Below are 18,931 nucleotides of genomic sequence, written 5' to 3'. Positions count from 1 at the left end.
TAGAAATGGAGAAGAAATCAGATGGATGATAAAATTTTTGATCAGATTCATGACGTCGATTTGAAAAAAACGATGGAAACATCCTATATCGATTATGCCATGAGTGTTATCGCGCAGCGTGCGCTCCCTGATGTAAGGGATGGTTTAAAACCGGTACAGCGCCGTGTGCTTTACTCAATGATAGAGCTGAACAATGGTCCGGATAAGCCGCATCGTAAATGTGCGCGTATCGTCGGTGATACGATGGGTAAATACCATCCGCACGGAGACAGTTCTATTTATGGAGCTCTTGTAAATATGGCACAGGAGTGGTCGACCAGATATCCGTTAGTTGACGGTCATGGAAACTTTGGTTCCGTGGACGGTGACGGCGCGGCTGCCATGCGATATACGGAGGCACGTCTCAGTAAAATTTCCATGGAAATGCTTGCCGATATTGGAAAAGACACCGTTGATTTCGTTCCAAACTTTGATGAGACGGAGAAAGAACCTACCGTTCTGCCATCCCGTTATCCGAACCTTTTAGTAAACGGAACTACCGGTATTGCCGTTGGTATGGCAACAAATATTCCGCCGCACAACCTGCGCGAAGTCATCAATGCCGTAGTAAAGATCATTGACAACAAAGTCGAGGAGGACCGCGATACCGATATCGAAGAATTACTCTCTATCGTCAAGGGACCGGACTTCCCTACCGGAGGCATGATTCTTGGAACAGCCGGAATCAATGAGGCTTACCGTACCGGACGTGGAAAAGTCCGTGTGCGTGCAATTACAGATATAGAACCAATGCAAAACGGCAAAAACCGTATCGTGGTAACCGAACTTCCGTATATGGTCAACAAAGCAAGACTGATCGAAAAAATCGCAGAGTTAGTGCGTGATAAGAAAGTAGACGGGATCACAGATCTTCGTGATGAGTCAGACCGTCAGGGTATGCGTATCTGTATTGAACTCCGTCGTGATGTCAATCCAAATGTAGTACTTAATTTACTTTACAAACATACACAGCTTCAGGATACATTTGGCGTGATCATGTTAGCGCTTGTCAATAACGAGCCGAAGGTATTAAACCTCTACGACATGTTAAAGTATTACCTGATCCATCAGGAAGAGGTTGTTACCAGAAGAACCAAATATGAATTAAATAAAGCCGAAGAGCGTGCCCACATTTTAGAGGGCTTGCTGATCGCACTTGACAATATCGATGAAGTCATCAGCATTATAAGGAGCAGCCAGAATACACAGGAAGCAAAATCACGTTTGATGGAGCGTTTCTCCTTAAGCGATGCACAGTCACAGGCAATTGTAGATATGCGTCTGCGTGCACTGACCGGTCTGGAACGCGAGAAACTCGAAGCAGAGTATGCAGAGCTGATGGACCGCATTGCAGAACTGCGTGCAATTTTGGCAGACAAGAAAAAACTGCTCGGCGTGATCCGTACGGAGATTCTGCTTATTGCGGATAAATACGGCGATGACAGAAGAACATCGATCGGATTTGACGAGTACGACATTTCTATGGAGGATCTGATTCCGGTAACCAATACCGTCATTACCATGACAAAATTGGGTTACATTAAGCGTATGAGCCTTGACAATTTCCGTGCACAGAACCGTGGCGGTAAGGGAATCAAGGGAATGGAGACGATCGATGACGATTACATCGAAGAACTTTTGATGACAACATCCCATCACTATATGATGTTCTTTACCAATACCGGGCGTGTATATCGCATCAAGGCTTATGAGATTCCGGAGGCAAGCCGAACAGCAAGGGGAACTGCAATTGTAAATCTGCTCCAGCTCCAGCCGGGTGAAAAGATTACGGCAGTCATCCCGATCCGTGAATATACAGAAGGACATTTCCTGTTCATGGCAACAAAGAAAGGTATCGTAAAGAAAACACCGATCACCGATTATGCAAATGTCAGAAAGACAGGACTTGCTGCGATCAGTTTAAGGGAAGATGATGAGCTGATCGAGGTGAAAAAGACTGACAATAATCAGGATGTTTTCTTAGTGACCAAATACGGTCAGTGTATCCGGTTTAAAGAGACAGATGTAAGAAAAACAGGTCGTACTTCCATGGGAGTCATCGGTATGAATCTTACGGATGGGGATGAAGTTATCGGTATGCAGATGCAGTCTCAGGGTGATGCACTTATGATCGTATCGGAAAAAGGTCTTGGAAAATGTACACTGATCTCCGAATTTACCACGCAGAACCGTGGCGGTAAGGGTGTAAAATGTTATAAGATCACCGAAAAGACTGGAAATATTGTCGGCGTGAAAGCGGTAAACCAGGACAATGAACTGATGCTGATCACCACCGAAGGAATTATTATCCGTATCAAAGTCAGTGATACAACATTACTCGGAAGAATTACTTCCGGTGTCAAACTCATCAACTTAGACGAGAATGTCACGGTGGCAAGTATCGCAAAAGTGCGTGAGGATAAGAGTCTGATCGACAATGCAGACACATCCGAACTGCTCAGTGAGGAGGAAGAAAAGGAAAGTGCAGCCATCGCTGCGGAAAATGCAAAAAAGGCATCTGTAGAAAATACAGAGACAGACGACGAGCTGATGAAAGAACTGTTAGAGCGCGCAGAGGCTGATGGTTCCGAGGATGAGGAAGAATAGATAACCGTATAGTGAAGAAAGGGCAGAAGCTGAATGGAAAAAACAGTGTATGAACTAATGCATGGCGAAAAGATAGTAGCAGACATTGGGACGAACGGAGTATGCACAGTTTTGGACAGGGCGTTTCTGCCCTTTTCAATTTATCTGGAGGATACAGCAGAAAATGATGATCTCGATATCCGCATGGATAACCTCACAAATTTTTATTACTGGTGTGCAACCCGTGTTCTGACACTTGACCGTGTCTATGCAAAGGAAATTTTAAACAGTATCGGAGCACTGCAGGCGCAGACCGACCGTGACCGTGCCAAAATAGCGCTGTCCTATCACTGTCTGTCACTGACTGATATTTTCTGGGTCAGGGAAAAAGGGGAGAATATCACATTTGCGCAGATCAATCTTTTTGAAAATCATCTGGATAATGCACTTGTAGATATTTCCCTGCGCGGAAAACAGATGACAGTAGAGAACAGTTACCTGATCGCGGACGATCTTTCAACCAACGGTGTGTTTCCAAAAGCGTGGATCAGGGAAAAAAATTTGTTTTCCCTTTTGAAAGATGGAAACAGCAGGGCTGTGGAAAATGAAATCCTCGCAAGTAAGATCTGCCGCTGTTTTGACTGCAGACAGGTGCTCTATGAGGAAAGTATGTTTGACGGACAGAAAGTTTCAAAAAGCAGGATCATTACGTCGGTGGATTACAGCATGGTATCAATGGAGGCATTTGAAATCTATGCAGCAAATCATGACATTCACGTTATGGATTTCGTGTTAAAGCTGGATGCATATTCCTACTACATGATGAACCTGCTCGATTACCTAATTGGTAACACGGACCGCCACTGGGGAAACTGGGGATTTCTGGTGGACAACCGCACAAACCAGCCGGTACGCCTGTTTGATCTGATGGATCTCAACCAGACTTTTTTGGCATATGATACGCCAGATGGTGCAAACTGCATGACTACCGGAAACCGGAAAATGTCACAGCGTGAGGCTGCGGTGGAAGCAGTAAAAAATATCGGACTGAATCAGAAGGATGAGATCAAAGACGAGTGGTTCAAAGGCAGGGAAAAAGAGAGGGAGATGTTCTGGTGCAGATTTGGAATATTAAAGGAACAATGAAAAGCGTAAAAATCTGAAGTTGCAAAGAGCGTGGGTTATGGAACAAAAGACAATGGAAGTAGTATTAAAATATTACAGGGAGAAGTATCACCTGAGGCAGGAAGATATCTGCAGAGGAATCTGTTCTGTTACCACTTTGTCGAGATTGGAACAGGGGAACAGGGAAGTCGATTCACTTCTTGGACAGACACTGCTTGGAAGGATTGGAAAAGAAGTCACTCTGTTTGAAACAATTTTGAGTGAACAAGATTACGAATTGTGGAAAATGAGGGAGCAGATTGAAAAATCTGTGGAAAACAATCAGGTAAAAACTGCGAAAAAGAAGATTAGAGAATACCGGGGAGTCATGCCACAGGATGAATCTGTACATGAACAATATTGTCTTTATCAGGAAGCACGTACCATGATCGCAGAAAAGAATACTGGAAGCAGTTTGTGTGGGATTTTAGAAAAAGGAATCTGTCTCACAATTCCTGAGTTTAGGAAATCAATGGAAAAGGTGCGTCTGTACAGTCCGGTTGAGATTGAGATGATACTGCTGCTCATAAACTATGATTCGCCGAAGACAGAGATGGCAGAACAGGAATTATTAAATATTTTAGCGTATGTCAGTGGGTATCAGTCCGGGAGCAAAAAAGAAAAAGTCAGTACGGATATTTTTTTAGAGCTGATCTCCATACAACAGAGAAAAAATGATTACAGAAAAATTATGTTTTACACAGAAAAAGCGATTCAATGTATCAGTGAGGGAGCGGGTTTTTATCATCTTGCAGACATCTATTTTCTGCGGGCAAAAACGAGAGAAAAGCTCACGCCAAAAAATACGGATAAAAATATGCTGTTAAAGAAAGCGATGGAAGAATGTAAGATTGCTGCGTGTCTGTATCAGTTGGAGGGGCAGGATGAAAAGGCACGGGATGCAGAAAAGTATGGTGAGGGATTAGTATGTCAAACTACAGAGCCGGAGATATAATACGGATGACAAGAGAGTTTGTTGGAATGTCCAGGGAAGAACTGAGTGATGAGATTTGTTCGGTACAGACATTGTATCGTATCGAGAGCGGAAAGACCCGCGTAAAAAGAGAACTGTATGCAAGACTCATGGCAAAAATGGAGCGTGTACCGGAAAAGAGCTATGCCATCTGTGTTGGGAAGAACTTAGAACTGTTAGAGGAACGAAAACTTTTTGAGCAGGCAATGCAGAATTATGACTATGAAAAAGCAGATTTATATTTAGGCAGGATGAAAGAGAAAGCGGATGATAATGTGATCACCAGGCAGTATCTTTTAAAGTCAGAAGCATTGATGGACTATTACTGCAAAAGAAGTGACAATCAGACAACAATCGAAAAATTGCAGGAGGCAGTCCGGCTGACACTTCCGGATTATGAGGAATGTCTGAAAAAAGATTTCCCGTTTACCGAACAGGAAATCATGAATCTGATGAGCCTTGCAAATGCTTATGCACATGCCGGGGATGTGGATGAGGCGGTGTATATTTTTGAGAGACTGCTGCAATGCTTGCAAAAGGACTATATTTTTGGAAAATATGCAGAACATATGAAACTTATTATTTTGCGAAATTTATCGGTTGCGTATATTGAAAAACGACAATATCATAAGGCAATTACACTCAATGAAAAATGTTTGAATATGGCAAAAGAAAACGATGAAGGGAAGGAACTGCATATTCTTTTGAGTGACAGAGCTTGTATTCTAAAAAAACAGAATGAGTGTGGACAGATAAATCGTGGAGAATTATGTATGGCGGAAAAATATTTAAAGCAGGCATATCTTTTAGCTTGTGCCAGAAGAGATAATAAAATGGCAGGAAGGTTAAAAGAAGTTTATCAGCATATGTTTGAAAAAGATTTAAATTAAAACTCGTTATAGTCCCAAATGGTATCGCCACTTAATGTAGATATATAAAAAAGAGTTTTTTGTTGTGGGTAATTTTTTAAATTAAATAGTAAACATAAAAACGACAATATAATTATAGCCTTTTTTAGAAAGTAATAGAAATTTTTCATAAAACTAGATACTCCTGTAAATCTTATTTCGATTTAATATATTACAAAAATAAGCAAAAAGACCATACCATAACTGGAAAATAATGTTTTCCAGTTATGGTATGGTCTGAAAAAATAAAATCATGTATCATAAATATGTAATTATAAAAATTGTTTGCAAAACAGGGGGGAGGGGGGAAAACAAATGAGAAAAAAATTATTTTCAAAACAATTAGTCTGTTGTATGATGGTATTAGTAATGGTATTTGGGATGACAAATACTGCAAGTGCATGGACTGCAAGATATGCAAGGTGTCCAAGGTGTGGCGTATCAAATAAAAGTTATGGATTTGAGGGAAGAATATATACAGATACATTAAATTATGGTCCGGGGAAAACATGTCCAGTATGTAACATTGTTGTACCGGTAGGAAGCAAACATTATGTAGATGTAATATATGATAGATATTATTTTTTATGTAATGGAGCAAAGTGTTCTGGATTAAGTATTGAGAATCGAAAGTATACTATTTTGGTTGAATCTGATAGACAACATTGGCAAAAGTAGAAAGGAATGTTGATATGGATGTAGGATCAATTCAAAGTAAAGTCACAAGAGGGAACTATTTCAATTCTAAAAAATCTGTGACTTTAGCAGGTGAGCAGGAGTTTTTGCCGGAAAATAAAGATGCAGGGCAGCAGTCTGGAATCAGCCATTGGACATATACGACTGTTTCCAATTCATCTGTTCACAATCCGATGCAGGATAAACTGCAGTCTGAGAGTGAACAGATTCAGGATGATGGAGTAAAAGACTTATTTCAGCAGATGGTAAATTCATATAAAAATCTGAACCTGAATCTGGTTGAATCTGAGGAAGAGTGTAAAGCGACTGAAGTGGCAAAAGATGGCGACCAGAATAAAAATAATATCATCAATGTAGATAGAAAAGTTATTTTATCTATGAAACAAAGCCAGGAATATGCAGAACGGGTCAATCATATTTTACAGAATGCAAATGAAGTGACAAGCGGATTTATCGAAGACTGTATACAGCATGCAAAAGAACTTTCAGACGATGAGACAATCTGTACGGTAGGAAAAATTGAGACAAAGCTCATAGATAATGGTGGCAAACCGGCATTGGTCACATCCGTGCATTTTGAATATACATCGAAACATTCGGATGAAGTGAAAGAACACAGATGGGACGGAAATGTGGAAAACCTGAAAAAAGAATATATGCAGAAAATAGCGAAAAAATTTGAGGACAGAGTGGAAGAATTGTTAAGAGACAGGGAAAAACATTGATAAGTTATCAAAACAAGACACGAAAAAACAGGGTGGCAGCACCCTGTTTTTTTTCCATCCACCGACCCAAACCGACCACTTACCGCAAATCAGTAGAAAACGTCTAAGCCATTGCCTATAATGACATCAGAAAGGAGGAAGTGAGAAAATGCAAATAGAAATAAAACTCGATGAATCCTGCAAAGAACCTAAAATCATCATCCATACAGACAAGATGACCGAAGAAGTATCGCAGATCGTAAAGCTGCTGTCGGAGGAAAAACCGGAAGTCTTTGCGGCGATTCACGAGAATGGCGAAATCATTTTGTTAGAACAGACGGAAATAATACGGATCTATGCAGAAAATGACAGGGTATATGCAAAGACAAAAGACGGCAGCTACCGGTTAAAGGCAAGACTGTATGAGTTGGAGGAGAGACTGAACAAAAAAATGTTTATCCGCATCTCCAATTCTGAGATCATTAACCTGAAAGAAGTAAAAAAATTTGACTTAAGTTTTTCAGGGACGATCTGTGTTTCGATGTCAGACAAAACAGCAACGTATGTTTCAAGGCGTTACGTCAGAAAAATCAAACAGGTATTGGGATTATAGAAATGGTGGTGTGTGTGAAAAATATATTTTTCACACACAGGAATGGAGGTTATCATGAAAAAAAGAATTTTATGCAGAGCGCTTATAGGTGCGCCGATCGGTCTGGCAATCAGTACTGCAATCACAATTTTTTCTTCACTCATATACGGTGACGGAAATTATTATCCGGTCGTCCCGGCATTGGTGGAGCAGTGTGGAAATGAAATCAATGCGGTCGTGGCACAGATGGTGGCATCTTTACTGTATGGTGCGGTCTGGGCGGGCGCGTCCGTGATATGGGAGATGGATGACTGGAGCCTGCTGCGGCAGACAGTGACTCATCTGCTGGCAGGTTCGATTGCAACATTTCCGGTTGCATATCTGATGTATTGGATGAAACATAGCATTGCAGGGGTCGTTGTGTATTTTGCGATATTTATCGGAATCTATGTTGGAATCTGGATCACATTATACAGCAGGACAAAGAGAGAGGTCACAAAGCTGAATGAAAAAGTAAGTTTACAAAACCGGTAAGAGATCTGTTTTTTATTGCAAAACACCGCTCCATTTGCAGGTATTTTTCTAAAAAAAGAAATGATACATTGAAGAAAATGAGAAACTTGCAGGAGGGAGGCTGCTGTATGGAACACAGGTTCTTACGGCAGCAAGGCAGAAAATGGAGAAAAATATAAAATTTGAACAGAACACACCGCTGTGGGATAACAGTCTTTCGTTGGAAGAACGTCTTGATTATCTGACAGGAGCACTGACACTCGAAGAAAAAATACACTGTCTTACAACCGGATGTCCGGACATTCCACGTCTTGGAATCCATGCAACTTATATGGGCGGAGAGGCTGCGCACGGAATTGAGGCAAGACATGACCAGGCATTTAATAAAGGAGAGCCGGAACCGACAACAGCTTTTACCCAGCCGATCGGTATGAGCGCGAGTTTTGACAGGGAGCTGATCAGAGAATGTGGGCGTGCTGTGGGTGAGGAAGCCAGAGCTTTGTATACAAGAAACGGTGGAGGCGGACTCTGCCGCTGGGCGCCGACGATCGATATGGAGCGTGATCCAAGATGGGGAAGAACTGAAGAATCATACGGTGAAGATCCATATCTGACCGGGGAGATGGCAGGCGCATATATCCGCGGTATGCGTGGAGAAGATCCGTTTTATATCCGCTGTGGTGCGACGTTAAAACATTTTTACGCAAACAACGTGGAAAAAGACCGGATTAAGATTTCATCTTCTGTGGACCGGAGAAATAAAAACGAATATTATTTAAAACCTTTCAAAAAGGCGATCATGGAGGGCGGTGCGGAGGCAGTCATGACATCCTACAATGAGATCAATGGAATCCCTGCGATTGTCAATGATGAGGTACGTCATGTTTTAAAGGGCACTTATGGGCTGCCGGGACATGTGGTCTGTGACGGTGGTGATTTTTCACAGACAGTAAACGACCATCATTTTTACCGGACACATGGTGAGACACTGGCAAATGGATTAAAGGCGGGCATTGACTGTTTCACGGATGATGGCGAACTTGTTTATGCCGCTGCAAGAGAGGCATTGGATAATGGCTGGATCACCGAAAAAGATATTGATGAATCAGTGCGCAATTCTTTCCGGACAAGGATAAGGCTTGGAATGTTTGATAAAGAGGGCGATTGCCCATATCAGAACATGGGGGAAGAACATATCAATAATCAGGAACACAAGGAACTTGCCCGTAAAATGGCAGATGAAGCGGTTGTTCTTCTGAAAAATGAAAACGGCATACTTCCTCTGGATGAAAAAGCAGAAAAAAAGATAGCAGTGGTTGGTCCACTCGCAGATGTTTGGTACAAGGACTGGTACTGTGGTATTCCACCGTATGCGGTGACGGTTTTGGATGGAATCCGGGAAGTATTTCCTAATGCAGAAATCAGTCATGAAACAGGACTTTCTGAGATTCAAATTTATCTGACAGATCAAAATGGTGAAAAATGTTATGTGGGACTGGATCAAAACAGCCGATTAAAACTGGTAAAAAAAGAACAGGCAGAAACCTTTATTTTCAATGACTGGGGATGCGGCAGCATGACACTGGTGGCAAAAAGCAATGGCATGTTTGTCACTTTAGAGGAGAATACAGATATCATTAAGGCAGATAAAAAAGAAGCCTTTGGATGGTTTGTCCGTGAATCGTGGAATTTTAAGAAAGAAAAAAACGGTTTTACACTGGAAAGCTGGAATAAAAAGCAGGTCTTTGTGGATAAAGCAGGTTATTTTTCCATTTGCGTGGATAATCCTGCTGCAGAATTTGAAATAGAAATCGTAAAAGATGGAAAGAAAGCTGCTGAAAAAACAGCAGAGAAAGCTGATTATGTGGTTGCAGTCATTGGCTGTGATCCGGTTATCAACAGCAAAGAAGAGGTAGACCGCACCACACTCGGACTTCCACCGGAGCAGGAAGAACTGGTAAAAGAGGTTGCAGCGGCAAATCATAACACCATCGTGGTCTTGATTAGTAATTATCCGTATGCAATTGGCGAACTGCAGAAACAGGTTCCGGCAATCCTGTTGTCAGCATCGGGCAGTCAGGAACTTGGACACGGAATTGCAGATGTAATGACTGGAAAAGCATCGGCAGCAGGAAGAGTAAATATGACATGGTATCATTCAGATGAAGACCTGCCGGATATGAATGACTATGATATCATCCAGGGAAAACGCACTTACCAGTATTTTGACAGAGAGGCGCTCTATCCGTTTGGATATGGTTTGTCCTATACGACGTTTTCCTACGAAAAAATGCAGATCAAAAAAGAACGGGGCTGCGTCAAAGTAAGCTGCTTTATCAGGAATACCGGAGAAAAAACCGGGGATGAAGTCGTACAGCTTTATGTGCATAAAAAGGATTCCCGTGTAAAACGACCGATCAAACAGCTGGCTGGATTTGAGCGTGTCCATAATATAAAACCGAAAGAAGTCAGAAAAGTTAACTTTACAGTACAGTTGTGGGAGTTAGAGTATTATGATGTGATCTCAGAGCGTATGATCTTAGAGGACGGAAACTATCAGTTTATGGTTGGCGCATCTTCACAGGACATCCGTTTAGAGCAGAGCATTATGATTGATGGATTACATGCCGGAAAAAGAAATCCATTCCAGACGACTGCTGCTGATTGTTATGATGCGTATAACCACATGTTCCTGCATCGGGGAATCAACGGTTCCTCCTGTGTGATTCCGGGTTCTGCCGGGGATGATCCGGATATGATCGGGGAATGTCCGGTAGAGGGAACGTTGATTTATCATGATTTTGTCTTTTATAAAAAACCGCGCAAGTTAAATATCACGTTAAAGGTACTCGAAACAGCTTATATCACTGTGACGGGTGAGAACGGAGTGCAAATTACTGCAGAACCGGTAGACTGCTACCGGATGTTGGAAATAGACCTGCCGGAAGATTTTATAAAGACAGGAGTACCGGAAACGATTCAGATCCGGGTGGAAGGAAAATGTAAGATATCTAAATTTGTGTTTGCCTGATAAAAAATTCACAATTGAACCGCAGGCTGTGAAGTGTTATAGTATGTTCTGGATGATATTCCGTATACAAGGAAATCATACCAGAACATATTTTTTATCAGAAAAAGAGAATAAAACAAGGAAAACCGCTTGTATCCGTCAGTCGACGGAATGAGACAGTCGCATGCTGCTCTACCGGAGGAGAAAATTCATGCTCGTAAAAGAGTCTGTATTTTGTTCCACAAAAAAAGGGGAGGATCGCATGCAGATCAGTTTTATTGGCGCCGGGAAAGTCGGCGTGTCACTCGGAAAATATTTTATCAGTAAGGGCAGGAAAGTAGGAGGTTATTATAGTCTAAGCCCAGAGTCTGCCGCATGGGCAGCAAATTTTACACACACAAAGCAATATCAAAGTATCAAAGAAATCATTAGCAGCAGCGACATGATCTTTTTTACCGTACCTGATGACAGAATCAGGGAAGTCTGGGAGTCGGCAAGACCGTATACCCATGGTAAAATCATTGCACACTGCAGCGGGATTCACAGTTCGAACATCTTTTCTGATATAGATCGTACTGGTAGTATGGCCTATTCTATTCATCCACTCTGTGCCATCAGTGACAGGGAAACATCCTGGCAGGCGCTTGGTGATGTACTGTTCACCATTGAGGGGGATGCACGAAATATCTCCAATATCCAAGAAATGTTTACGCAGATGGGAAACCGTACCTGTTTTATTTCTGCGGAAAACAAAATCAAATATCATGCAGCGGCGTCTTTGGCATCAAACCATATGACGGCGGTATTTTTTATGGCGCAAAAACTGTTCTTAGAGTGCGGTTTTACGGAACAACAGGCAAATGAGGAATTGTACCGGCTTGCAAAAGGCAATCTGGAAAATATCCATGCACAGGGATGTATTGCTTCCCTGACCGGACCTGTGGAGCGCGGTGACAAAAATACCGTACAGAAACATCTGGATGCATTGAATGCTGACATGAAAAAAGCCTATCTGGAAAATGCAAAGCAGCTTTTAGAGATTGCGGAGCAGAAAAATCCGGATAGAGATTATGCGGCAATGAAAGAAGTTTTCATGCCGACAAAAATTGAAAAATCGTGTGAAAAATAAAGATTTTCACATGCAGGAATGGAGAATGAAAAATGAAAAACACAGTACTGACTTTGCAGAAGCAAAAAGACGAACACGACAAAATCACAATGGTAACGGCTTACGATTACACGACCGCGAAGATCATGGATGAATCCGGCGTGAACACGATCTTAGTCGGAGATTCACTGGGTATGGTCATGCTTGGTTATGATGATACATTATCCGTGACCATGGAAGATATGATCCATCACACGGCAGCAGTGACCAGAGGAGCAAAAAATGCATTTGTTGTTGCAGATATGCCGTTTATGTCCTACCAGACTTCCGTCTATGATGCGGTGGTCAATGCGGGACGCCTGATGAAAGAGGGCAGGGCAAACGCAGTCAAATTAGAGGGTGGAGTAGAATTTGCCCCGCATATCAAAGCAATCGTACAGGCATCGATCCCGGTCGTTGCACATCTTGGACTGACACCACAGTCAGTCAATGCATTTGGCGGATTTAAAGTGCAGGGCAAAGATATCGAAGCAGCACAGAAACTGATCGAGGATGCAAAAGCAGTGGAAGAAGCAGGTGCATGCATGGTTGTTTTGGAATGTGTACCGGCAAAACTTGCGAAGAAAATCACGGAGACACTTAAGATTCCGACCATCGGTATCGGGGCAGGCGCAGATTGTGACGGTCAGGTGCTTGTTTATCAGGATCTGCTTGCCATGTACGGTGATTTCCGTCCAAAATTCGTAAAAGTATTCGCAAATGTCGGTGATGCAATGCGCGAGGGAATGGCAGCATACATCAAAGAGACAAAAGAGGGAACATTTCCGTCAGCAGAGCACTGTTTTAAAATAGACGATTCCGTGATCGAAAAATTATATTAGGGGGACAAAAAAAATGAAAATCGTATCAACCATAAATGAAGTAAGAGAACAGGTAAAAGAGTGGAAAAAAGAAGGAAATACGATCGGTTTTGTTCCGACCATGGGCTATTTACATGAGGGACATGCGAGCCTTATTGATGCGGCACGCAAAAATAACGATAAAGTAGTTGTCAGTATTTTTGTAAATCCAATCCAGTTTGGACCAAATGAAGATTTAGAAAGTTATCCGAGAGATTTAGAGCATGATGCAAAACTCTGTGAGGAGCATGGAGTTGATCTGATCTTCCATCCGACACCGGATGAGATGTATGGGGATAACTTCTATACCTTTGTGGATATGGATGTGCTCACAAAAGAACTTTGTGGATTAAGCAGACCGGTTCACTTTCGTGGAGTATGTACGGTTGTATCCAAGCTGTTTAACATTGTGACTCCGGACAATGCATATTTCGGACAGAAAGATGCGCAGCAGTTAGCAATCATCAAACGTATGGTCAAAGATTTAAACATGCCATTATCCATCCACGGCTGTCCGATCATCCGTGAAGAGGATGGTCTTGCAAAGAGCTCCAGAAATACATACCTTTCTCCGGAAGAGAGAAAAGCTGCACTTGTTCTGAGCCGTTCTGTTTTCCTTGGTGAAAAAATGGTAAAAGAAGGCGAGCGTGACTGTAAGAAAGTGATTGCTGCAATGACCGCGGAAATTGAAAAAGAACCGTTGGCAAAGATCGATTATGTCAAAATTGTAGATTTATCCACAATGCAGCAGATCGATACAATCGAACACGGCATACTTGCAGCAATGGCAGTCTATATCGGAAAAACAAGACTGATCGACAACTTTATGATCGAGGACTAGAAAAGAGGAAAATATGACAATTTCAATGTTAAAAGGAAAAATCCACCGCGCGACCGTAACACAGGCAGAACTTGACTATGTGGGAAGTATTACCGTAGATATCCAGCTTTTAGAGGATGCCGGAATCTTCGAATATGAAAAAGTACAGATCGTGGATGTAAACAACGGCGCACGCTTTGAAACTTATACGATCGCAGGGGAGCGCGGCAGCGGAGTCATCTGTTTAAACGGTGCAGCAGCCCGTATGGTACAGACGAATGATAAAGTGATCATCATGGCATATGCAGATGTGACGCCGGAAGAGGCAAAACAGCAGAAACCGGTTGTTGTGTTTGTAGATGAAAATAACCATACGACTGAGATTACAAACTATGAACATCATGGGGAGATATCGGCGATCCGTTAAAGAAATCCGGTAACAGCAGATATGAGAATGTGGCGTTGGTGAAACGGTAACAGTTGAATCATAAAAAGCAATAAGTTATAATTATTTATAATTTATTGCTTTTTTTAGTTATGTCAATTTATTTTTGCAGAACAAAATTCATTTTTTGAAAAATAGATCTGTTTACATGGAGGGAAAATATGCCGCATAATTTTTATGAACTCGTATGGATTTTTATCATTTATGCCTTTATCGGCTGGTGTACGGAAGTATCTTATGCAGCCTTAGACCGTGGAATTTTTGTAAACCGTGGATTTTTAAATGGGCCTTACTGTCCGATTTATGGCTGTGGCGTTGTGATCGTCGTTGCGGTGTTAACCCCATTGAAAGAAAATCTGTTGATATTGTTTATCGGTTCATTTTTACTGACATCCATTCTGGAATATATTACAGGATATCTGCTTGAAAAAGTATTTCATAACCAGTGGTGGGATTATTCTGACAAGCCGTTTAATATTCATGGCTATGTCTGCCTCAAATTTTCCATCTACTGGGGACTTGCATGTACATTTATCATGGATGTTCTGCATCCGATCATTTATAAAGGAATTACGCTGATGCCGCATATTCCAGGCGTAATATTGCTGTGTATTATCATGACTGTCTTTTTTGTGGACTGCGGCATTACCGTTGCAACAATCCTGAAATTTAATAAACGACTCAAAGTTATGGATGAAATGGCGGAACGTATACATAAACTGTCTGATGAGATCGGAGAAAACATTTATGAGAACGTGACGGACATTGTAGAAAAATCAGAAGAATTCCAGAAGACACATGCGGAGCTGCTGGATAAATTAGCGGAAACAAAGGATAACCTGATGGAGATTCCGGGCAGTGCCAAAGAAAAGATCACAGAAACGACTGGTGCAGCGAAAGATAAAATTGTTGAGACAACTGGAACTGCAAAGGATAAGATTGCAGGAACGACTGGTGCAGCAAAAGATAAGATTACAGGAACAACCGGCGCAGCGAAAGATAAATTTGCAGATACTGCCGCAAATGCCAGACTTGTGCTGGAAGAAAATATTATGGAAGCTAAGAGCAGTTTTGAAGCTAAGAAAAATGCCTGGACTGAAAAATCCGAAGAGTGGAAGAAAAACCGCGAAAGACAAAAGGCGGAACTTTCCGAACTTTCCGAAAAATATGAACATCTTTTTGAGGAGAAGAACTTTGGTTTTAAGCGTCTTATGAAGGCATTCCCTGATATGAAGTCAAGAGAGAACGATAAGACTCTGACGGAATTTAAAAAACATTTTCATTTAGACAAGCCGGAACAAAAATAAAATAAACGCACAGCGGGCAGCAGTGCAGAAACGGAGAAAACATGATCAGAACAGTCGATACCAAGATAATTACAGAAAATATCAAAGAGATGTGTATTGAAGCAAATCATTATCTTTCAAAAGATATGGACATTGCAATGAAGCAGGCAGTTGAGACAGAAAAATCCGAACTTGGTAAAAAAATCTTAAACCAGCTTCAGGATAACTTAAAGATCGCAGATGAAGAGATGATACCGATCTGTCAGGATACCGGAATGGCAGTCATCTTTTTAGAAGTTGGACAGGATGTTCATTTTGAGGGAGATGCGATCGAGGATGCCATTAACGAAGGCGTGCGTCAGGGATACACAGAAGGATTTTTACGGAAATCTGTTGTAAAAGATCCATTGATCCGTGAAAATACAAAAGATAATACACCGGCAGTTATCCATTATTCCATCGTACCGGGAGATAAAGTAAAGATTACGATTGCACCGAAAGGATTCGGAAGTGAAAACATGAGCCGCGTGTTCATGTTAAAGCCGGCAGATGGTATCGAAGGAGTGAAAGATGCCATATTAACAGCCGTAAAAGATGCAGGACCGAATGCATGCCCGCCTATGGTCGTGGGAGTCGGGATCGGTGGTACGTTTGAAAAATGTGCAATTCTTGCAAAAAAAGCGCTGACCCGTCCGGTTGGCGAACATTCCGATATCCCTTACGTGAAAGATATGGAAGAAGAACTGCTTGGAAAGATCAATAAACTTGGCATTGGACCGGGCGGACTTGGCGGTACGACAACAGCACTTGCAGTCAATATCAATACTTATCCGACACATATCGCAGGACTTCCGGTAGCTGTTAATATCTGTTGTCATGTAAACCGTCATGTAGTAAGGACAGTCTGAGATTAAGACTTTTCAAATGCAAAATACATTTTTCACACGCAGGATTTGTGCTTCGCACAAACTTGTGATGCGCTTAAAAGCAGCGTAAGAATGGAGGTTATCATGGATAAACACATTACAACACCGATTACGGAAGAAGTCACAAAAGATTTAAAATCTGGTGATTATGTTTATATTACAGGAACGATTTATGTAGCAAGGGATGCTGCACATAAAAGAATGATCGAGGCACTGCAGCGTGGAGAAGAACTGCCGATCGATATTAAGGACAGCACAATATATTATATGGGACCGTCTCCGGCACGAGAAGGGAGACCAATCGGTTCGGCAGGACCAACAACAGCTTCACGTATGGATAAATATGCACCGACATTACTTGACCTTGGAGAAAAGGCTATGATCGGTAAGGGGAAACGCACAAAGGAAGTTATTGATGCGATTGTACGTAACCATGCAGTTTACTTTGCGGCGATCGGTGGTGCAGGAGCACTGTTATCAAAATGTATCACAAAATCAGAGATTGTATGTTATGAGGATCTTGGAGCAGAGGCAATCCGCAAGATTGAGATAAAAGATTTCCCGGTTATCGTTGTCATTGACAGCCAGGGGAATAATCTTTATGAAACAGCGATCAGGGAATTTGCATCCATTTAAGAATAAAATTTTTACATGTGAGGATTTGTGTTTATGCACCGACATGCAGATGAAAAAGAGATTTTCACTGGAAAGCAGCACAGGAATGGAGAATTTTATGGAAAGAAATTTAAACTGGGCAGTTCTTGGAACCGGTGTGATCGCAAATGAGATGGCGCAGGCTTTAAATACCATGGGGAAAAAACTCTATGCAGTGGGAAACCGTACTCATGAAAAGGCAGTTAAATTTGCGAAAAAATATCAGGTAAAAAAAGTATATGATGATTTTCATGAGATGTTTACTGATCCACAGGTGGATGTGATCTATATCACTACACCGCATAACACCCATATCGAATTTGTCAGGGAAGCGCTGAAAAATAAAAAGCATGTGTTATGTGAAAAATCAATTACTTTAAACAGTCTTGAACTGGATGAAGCATTGCAGCTTGCAAAGGAAAATAATGTTATTTTTGCAGAAGCGATGACAATCTGGCATATGCCGCTTTATAAAAAATTATGGGAATTTATCGATGCGGGGAAAACGGGAGAATTTTCTTCAAATCTGAAAGAAGAGTATGCAGAGATTGCAGACTGGTTGAAAGAAGGGATACCTGCACTTGGAAAAGTCCAGATGATCCAGCTTAATTTTGGAAGTTATAAAGAATATAATATGGATAACCGTTTCTTTAATATGAATCTTGCAGGTGGGGCATTGTTAGATATCGGTGTCTATGCACTCAGTATTGCACGCAGTTTTATGGAGAGCAAACCGGATCAGGTTTTGAGCCAGGTAAAATTTGCACCTACCGGCGCGGATGAACAGGCAGGCATTTTACTGATGAACAAAGAATCACAAATGGCAACGCTTGCTTTATCCTTACATTCAAAACAGCCAAAACGTGCAGTCATCAGTTGTGAAAAAGGATATATTGAAATCATGGAATATCCGCGGGCAGATCAGGCGGTGATTGTGGAAGCTGAGTCCGGGGTGCGCCATATTGTGACAGCAGGAGATACAAAAAAGGCCTTACAATATGAAATGGAAGATATGGAGTATGCAATAGAGACGGGAGATATCCGGAAACTCAGAATATCTGATACAAAAGATGTCATGGATATTATGACAGGTTTAAGGAAAGAATGGAATATGAAATATCCGGGAGAGATATGGTAAAAGTATACTGGCATTTAAAATGCCTTTTCTGTGATATAAATAATTATAAATCCGTATTCCGGGAATAAAAAACAGAAATGTGAAAATAATAGTTGACAAATCAGGAAAGATTTAGTATAGTTATTCATGCGTTACGGCGCACGAACAATATCATATTGATAAATAAAGACTTTGGAGAAGTACTCAAGTGGCCGAAGAGGTGCCCCTGCTAAGGGTATAGGTCGGGTAACCGGCGCGAGGGTTCAAATCCCTCCTTCTCCGCTTATTATTTACAATATGAGTTGTTCAAATTTTTTTTGAAAATGTTGTTGACAAACATCACAAACTTTGGTAATATAAACGAGTTGTGAAAAATAAGAATTACAAATTGTTTAAAAAAACATGAAAATTCAAAAAGTTACAACAAATCAGAAAAAAGTTCTTGACAAACAGAACAACACATGATAAGATATCAGAGTTGTCGCGTTTGA

General features: G+C 41.4%; 17 protein-coding genes and 1 tRNA gene. All 18 read left to right on the top strand.

Annotated elements, in window-relative coordinates; genetic code table 11:
* The first annotated feature begins 21 nt into the window (after nt 1-21).
* The 18 genes from gyrA (at nt 22) to DW650_RS09265 (ending at nt 18,722) form a co-directional block, all read left to right on the top strand.
* The gene (gyrA, locus tag DW650_RS09350) at nt 22-2,646 is read left to right on the top strand and encodes a DNA gyrase subunit A (protein WP_006857736.1); all 2,625 of its coding nucleotides are present in this window, start codon (nt 22-24) and stop codon (nt 2,644-2,646) included.
* Nucleotides 2,647-2,679: 33 nt separating this feature from the next.
* Entirely contained in the window at nt 2,680-3,771 is a 1,092-nt protein-coding gene (locus tag DW650_RS09345; RefSeq protein ID WP_118209750.1) for a hypothetical protein, read from the top strand.
* Nucleotides 3,772-3,808: 37 nt separating this feature from the next.
* Complete coding sequence (locus tag DW650_RS09340) at nt 3,809-4,744, top strand: hypothetical protein (protein WP_118209749.1); 936 nt, start codon at nt 3,809-3,811, stop codon at nt 4,742-4,744.
* Entirely contained in the window at nt 4,717-5,652 is a 936-nt protein-coding gene (locus DW650_RS09335) for a helix-turn-helix domain-containing protein (protein ID WP_118209748.1), read from the top strand. The genes DW650_RS09340 and DW650_RS09335 overlap by 28 nt, the downstream gene beginning before the upstream one ends.
* A 333-nt stretch (nt 5,653-5,985) precedes the next feature.
* Entirely contained in the window at nt 5,986-6,348 is a 363-nt protein-coding gene (locus DW650_RS09330) for a hypothetical protein (protein ID WP_118209747.1), read from the top strand.
* A gap of 14 nt (nt 6,349-6,362) precedes the next feature.
* Entirely contained in the window at nt 6,363-7,091 is a 729-nt protein-coding gene (locus DW650_RS09325) for a hypothetical protein (RefSeq protein WP_118209746.1), read from the top strand.
* A 148-nt stretch (nt 7,092-7,239) separates the two neighbouring features.
* The gene (locus tag DW650_RS09320) at nt 7,240-7,683 is read left to right on the top strand and encodes a LytTR family DNA-binding domain-containing protein (protein WP_006857732.1); all 444 of its coding nucleotides are present in this window, start codon (nt 7,240-7,242) and stop codon (nt 7,681-7,683) included.
* Between the two features lie 54 nt (nt 7,684-7,737).
* Nucleotides 7,738-8,196: a DUF3021 domain-containing protein gene (locus DW650_RS09315; RefSeq protein WP_243102913.1), complete on the top strand. Its 459-nt coding sequence runs from the start codon at nt 7,738-7,740 to the stop codon at nt 8,194-8,196.
* Between the two features lie 142 nt (nt 8,197-8,338).
* Entirely contained in the window at nt 8,339-11,206 is a 2,868-nt protein-coding gene (locus tag DW650_RS09310; protein WP_118209744.1) for a beta-glucosidase, read from the top strand.
* Nucleotides 11,207-11,447: 241 nt separating this feature from the next.
* Nucleotides 11,448-12,314 (top strand): Rossmann-like and DUF2520 domain-containing protein, encoded by an 867-nt coding sequence (locus DW650_RS09305; protein ID WP_118209797.1) that lies wholly within the window; start codon nt 11,448-11,450, stop codon nt 12,312-12,314.
* 32 nt (nt 12,315-12,346) lie between these two features.
* On the top strand, nt 12,347-13,174 hold the full coding sequence (gene panB, locus DW650_RS09300) for a 3-methyl-2-oxobutanoate hydroxymethyltransferase (RefSeq protein WP_118209743.1): 828 nt from the start codon (nt 12,347-12,349) through the stop codon (nt 13,172-13,174).
* Between the two features lie 13 nt (nt 13,175-13,187).
* Complete coding sequence (gene panC, locus DW650_RS09295; protein WP_118209742.1) at nt 13,188-14,033, top strand: pantoate--beta-alanine ligase; 846 nt, start codon at nt 13,188-13,190, stop codon at nt 14,031-14,033.
* A 13-nt stretch (nt 14,034-14,046) separates the two neighbouring features.
* The gene (gene panD / locus DW650_RS09290) at nt 14,047-14,439 is read left to right on the top strand and encodes an aspartate 1-decarboxylase (protein ID WP_118209741.1); all 393 of its coding nucleotides are present in this window, start codon (nt 14,047-14,049) and stop codon (nt 14,437-14,439) included.
* A 179-nt stretch (nt 14,440-14,618) separates the two neighbouring features.
* Complete coding sequence (locus tag DW650_RS09285) at nt 14,619-15,764, top strand: putative ABC transporter permease (RefSeq protein WP_118209740.1); 1,146 nt, start codon at nt 14,619-14,621, stop codon at nt 15,762-15,764.
* A 41-nt stretch (nt 15,765-15,805) separates the two neighbouring features.
* Nucleotides 15,806-16,651 (top strand): fumarate hydratase, encoded by an 846-nt coding sequence (locus DW650_RS09280; RefSeq protein ID WP_118209739.1) that lies wholly within the window; start codon nt 15,806-15,808, stop codon nt 16,649-16,651.
* A gap of 102 nt (nt 16,652-16,753) precedes the next feature.
* Nucleotides 16,754-17,305, top strand: a complete 552-nt coding sequence (locus tag DW650_RS09275; protein ID WP_117920609.1) for a Fe-S-containing hydro-lyase — start codon at nt 16,754-16,756, stop codon at nt 17,303-17,305.
* A 97-nt stretch (nt 17,306-17,402) separates the two neighbouring features.
* Nucleotides 17,403-18,461, top strand: coding sequence for a Gfo/Idh/MocA family protein (locus DW650_RS09270; RefSeq protein WP_118209796.1), 1,059 nt, complete (start codon nt 17,403-17,405; stop codon nt 18,459-18,461).
* Nucleotides 18,462-18,634: 173 nt separating this feature from the next.
* Nucleotides 18,635-18,722: transfer RNA gene (locus DW650_RS09265), tRNA-Ser, on the top strand.
* Nucleotides 18,723-18,931: the final 209 nt, after the last annotated feature.

This window comes from Roseburia sp. AM23-20, from assembly GCF_003470905.1.
GTDB lineage: Bacteria > Bacillota > Clostridia > Lachnospirales > Lachnospiraceae > Roseburia > Roseburia rectibacter.
This window is presented reverse-complemented; position numbering and strand designations above follow the sequence as displayed.

What these genes read in the sequence shown, in the direction of transcription:
- gyrA (WP_006857736.1), top strand. Translation starts at nt 22, where the DNA reads ATGGATGATAAAATTTTTGATCAGATTCATGACGTCGATTTGAAAAAA.
- DW650_RS09345 (WP_118209750.1), top strand. Translation starts at nt 2,680, where the DNA reads ATGGAAAAAACAGTGTATGAACTAATGCATGGCGAAAAGATAGTAGCA.
- DW650_RS09340 (WP_118209749.1), top strand. Translation starts at nt 3,809, where the DNA reads ATGGAACAAAAGACAATGGAAGTAGTATTAAAATATTACAGGGAGAAG.
- DW650_RS09335 (WP_118209748.1), top strand. Translation starts at nt 4,717, where the DNA reads ATGTCAAACTACAGAGCCGGAGATATAATACGGATGACAAGAGAGTTT.
- DW650_RS09330 (WP_118209747.1), top strand. Translation starts at nt 5,986, where the DNA reads ATGAGAAAAAAATTATTTTCAAAACAATTAGTCTGTTGTATGATGGTA.
- DW650_RS09325 (WP_118209746.1), top strand. Translation starts at nt 6,363, where the DNA reads ATGGATGTAGGATCAATTCAAAGTAAAGTCACAAGAGGGAACTATTTC.
- DW650_RS09320 (WP_006857732.1), top strand. Translation starts at nt 7,240, where the DNA reads ATGCAAATAGAAATAAAACTCGATGAATCCTGCAAAGAACCTAAAATC.
- DW650_RS09315 (WP_243102913.1), top strand. Translation starts at nt 7,738, where the DNA reads ATGAAAAAAAGAATTTTATGCAGAGCGCTTATAGGTGCGCCGATCGGT.
- DW650_RS09310 (WP_118209744.1), top strand. Translation starts at nt 8,339, where the DNA reads ATGGAGAAAAATATAAAATTTGAACAGAACACACCGCTGTGGGATAAC.
- DW650_RS09305 (WP_118209797.1), top strand. Translation starts at nt 11,448, where the DNA reads ATGCAGATCAGTTTTATTGGCGCCGGGAAAGTCGGCGTGTCACTCGGA.
- panB (WP_118209743.1), top strand. Translation starts at nt 12,347, where the DNA reads ATGAAAAACACAGTACTGACTTTGCAGAAGCAAAAAGACGAACACGAC.
- panC (WP_118209742.1), top strand. Translation starts at nt 13,188, where the DNA reads ATGAAAATCGTATCAACCATAAATGAAGTAAGAGAACAGGTAAAAGAG.
- panD (WP_118209741.1), top strand. Translation starts at nt 14,047, where the DNA reads ATGACAATTTCAATGTTAAAAGGAAAAATCCACCGCGCGACCGTAACA.
- DW650_RS09285 (WP_118209740.1), top strand. Translation starts at nt 14,619, where the DNA reads ATGCCGCATAATTTTTATGAACTCGTATGGATTTTTATCATTTATGCC.
- DW650_RS09280 (WP_118209739.1), top strand. Translation starts at nt 15,806, where the DNA reads ATGATCAGAACAGTCGATACCAAGATAATTACAGAAAATATCAAAGAG.
- DW650_RS09275 (WP_117920609.1), top strand. Translation starts at nt 16,754, where the DNA reads ATGGATAAACACATTACAACACCGATTACGGAAGAAGTCACAAAAGAT.
- DW650_RS09270 (WP_118209796.1), top strand. Translation starts at nt 17,403, where the DNA reads ATGGAAAGAAATTTAAACTGGGCAGTTCTTGGAACCGGTGTGATCGCA.